Here is a 3,219-nt window from a genome sequence, read left to right as displayed (position 1 = left end):
ATGATGAAACTCAAGCGTATTTGACTGAGTATATTTTTAATGAAATTTGGAAAAGGATTAATAAGTTTCTATCAACATTATCAAGTTAAATAAATCGATAAAACTTAACACGTTTTGTTGATAGGTTAATAAAATAACGAAATTGTAACATGAGAAAAAAATTAGATAAAATAATAAAAAAATATATTTCAGAATTTGAAAAGAAGCATAATTTGTTATTTGAATTTGCTGTAAATAATGATTTATTGAATGTATTGAGTTTTGGTTCTGTCTATTATTTTAATACTTCTGATGTTATTTATGATGTAGATAATAATTTACCAAATGGGTTAATTATAGAATGGTTAGAAAATAATTTGGAAAATGAACAATTTATTAATTTAGAATCTTATTCAAAAGGTTTAAGACATAATAATTTATGAACACAAATTTAATTCGCATACGATCAGGAATTGAAACAGCTAAAGAAGGAAGTAAAGAATTGTTAAAAGCCTTGAATAACGACAAGATTATTAATTCGCCAGAATCGATTCGTATTGCTATTGAAGATTATTTTAAAATTCTTGATGAAGTAATTGAACAAGCCAAAATTTTGCACGAAATTAGCACAAGTAGCAAAGATGTTCAAAAACAAGAAGTTAAATCGTTGGTTAGTTATGTAAAAGGTGCATACGAAAGAGGGATAGATATATCTTATCAAACACTTGATTTTTTGAAATTGATTGTAGAGAAAGCAATCTTTGCTAAAGAAAAAGAACAAAAAAATTATGATGATGTTCCTGAAAAATATTTGAAAGAGATAAAAGAGAAACCTGTGAAGGAAGTTTTATCGCCATCTATTATAAAAAAGAACATTCAGTTAAAACATATTTTAATATCAGATACCTTTTTTATTCTAAAATTCTTAGATAAAAAAGAACAAGATTTAAAAGAAATTAAATATGAAATAATTATCCAACAAGGGCAAACAGAAACGGATAAGTCTACAACAGAAATAGAAACTGGAGTAGGGTATGTTGAGCAATTTGCCAAAGGAAATTAAAGAAGTATTTAAGTACTACGATTTATTTAGTATTGTAGAAATTGTTCCTCGAGAAGTCTTAAAATCAAGGAATAAATCAAAGTCATGGAATTATGGTTACAATGAAGAATTTGATATAATTATTATATCTAAAGATGGTACTATTGGTGATATTTACAAAATTGCCAATCTATACATTGCCATTCCTTCTAAACCAGAAAGTGATACTATTTTCGGTTACGAATTACCAAAATCCAATCAAAAATGGAAACGTGCACCTTTACCGAAAGAGTTAGAACGTTATAATACGATGTATGGTCCTGATGGTTATTTGGAATCATCACCGAAAGAGGTCAAAGATAAATACCACCCGTATATATTAGAAGAATTTCGCAGACGTAAAGAAGGTTATTGGTTTTACATAAATGGTAAAGCGCATTATATAACTGGGTTTCATTATATGTATTTGCAATGGTCACCAATTGATGTTGGTTATGCAGATTTTTGGTTATCCTCTATGATTTCCTATTATCATTGGGAAGCTTGTGTTGCAGATAAAAGAAGTTACGGACAAATAAAAGTAAAAGCAAGACGTACAGGTTGGTCAGAAGAAGCAAGTTCAGACTGTATAAAGGTTGGAAGTGAGAATGAAAATATATTGGTTGGTATAGTATCGAAAACGGGAGAAGATGCCAAATCATTTTTCACTTCAAAATTAAGTCCGAAATTTAAGCGTTATCCATTCTTTTTTAAACCATTGTTCGAAGGTTCTGATGACCCTAAGAAAGAATGGTCTTTCAAAGCACCTTCAGGAAGGTCAACTCGTAAAAATATGGGAGGTGGTTTTTCTGAATTTGGAAATGGATTAGGATCTCGTATCAACTGGAAAAATACGAAAGACAACTCTTACGATTCAGAAAAATTAAAACTAATTATTGAAGATGAGTTTTCTAAATGGGAAAAGCCAGAAAACTTTGAAAAGCATTGGGATGTAATTAAGCAAAGTTTGCGTATTGGTCGTAAAATTATCGGTAAATGTAAAGCAGGATCTACGATAAACCCTTCTAATTTAGGAGGAGCGGAAGGGAAGTCCATGTATTTTAAATCGGATGTTTCTAAACGAATGAAAAATGGAGAAACCGAAAGTGGTTTATATTCTATTTTCGTTTCTCAGTATTATAATTTTGAAGGTTTCATTGATGAATATGGTTATCCTGTTCTTGAAAATCCTACAAAAACAATTTTAGGAATTGATGGAGAAAATATTACGCAAGGAGTAATTGAATACTTTGATAATTATGCAAATGACTTGAAGCATAATCAAGATGCTTTAAACGAATTTTTCAGAAAGAATCCACGAACAATTGACGATGCGTTTCGTGAACCTTCAGGAAACTCACCTTTCAATGTCAATAATATACACTCACAAATTTTATACAACAAAGAGTTTGTTCAAGCCATAAAAGGACAATCGGCAAATGAACGTCATTTCTTCGAAGTAGCACAATATTCGTTAGAATGGAAAGATGGTAAGCGTGATTGTGGTGAAGTGATTGCAGTACCAAATTCAAATGGAAGATTCTACTTCAGTTGTTTACCACCAAAAGAATTACGCAACAAGGTAGAGAAAAGAAATGGAAAAATTTATCCTGGTAATATATCAATGGGAGCATTGGGTTGTGATCCGTACGATATTTCTACAACTTCAGATGGTAGGGGTTCTAATGGTAGTATTCATGCAGTTTCTCGTGGTAAACATGTAGGATTTGCAGAATATGGATTTTTCATGGAGTATGTGGAACGACCAGATGTTAATGTATTTTTTGATGATGTGATTAAGGCTTGTGTATTTTTAGGAATGCAGGTATTACCTGAACGAGATAAATCGAGATTATTATTCGAAATGAAAGATCGTGGTTATCGAAATTATATCATGAATCGACCAGATAAATAATACAATGAATTGACAGGTCAAGATTTAGAATTGGGAGGAGTTCCATCTCGAGGAGAAGTTTTACGAAATGGACAAGTAGAAGTTTTGGCAAACTATATCAATTTTTATGTAGGCGAATCAGTTATTGAAGAGTATAGACCATTAGGAGAATTTGGATTTATGCCTTTCAATCGAACTTTAAAAGACTGGGAGGAATTTGATCCAAAAGACCGAACAAAATCCGATGCAACCATTAGTTCATCCT

The 3,219-nt window shown here is 30.9% G+C and carries 3 protein-coding genes and 1 pseudogene; all 4 read left to right on the top strand.

The annotated features are described in order from the left end of the window. The first annotated feature begins 149 nt into the window (after positions 1-149). Positions 150-422 (top strand): hypothetical protein, encoded by a 273-nt coding sequence (locus Q0616_RS11710; protein ID WP_298777077.1) that lies wholly within the window; start codon positions 150-152, stop codon positions 420-422. Then, on the top strand, positions 419-1,042 hold the full coding sequence (locus Q0616_RS11705) for a hypothetical protein (protein ID WP_298777076.1): 624 nt from the start codon (positions 419-421) through the stop codon (positions 1,040-1,042). Before Q0616_RS11710 ends, Q0616_RS11705 begins: the two co-directional genes overlap by 4 nt. Beyond that, positions 1,014-2,975, top strand: coding sequence for a hypothetical protein (locus Q0616_RS11700; RefSeq protein ID WP_298777074.1), 1,962 nt, complete (start codon positions 1,014-1,016; stop codon positions 2,973-2,975). Before Q0616_RS11705 ends, Q0616_RS11700 begins: the two co-directional genes overlap by 29 nt. A 9-nt stretch (positions 2,976-2,984) precedes the next feature. After that, positions 2,985-3,219: pseudogene (locus tag Q0616_RS11695) on the top strand (hypothetical protein); the annotation flags it as partial.

The sequence above is a fragment of the uncultured Empedobacter sp. genome (assembly GCF_937930195.1).
In the GTDB taxonomy this organism is placed as follows: domain Bacteria; phylum Bacteroidota; class Bacteroidia; order Flavobacteriales; family Weeksellaceae; genus Empedobacter; species Empedobacter stercoris.
Note: the sequence above shows the minus strand (reverse complement) of the source record. Positions and strands in the feature narration are given on the sequence as shown.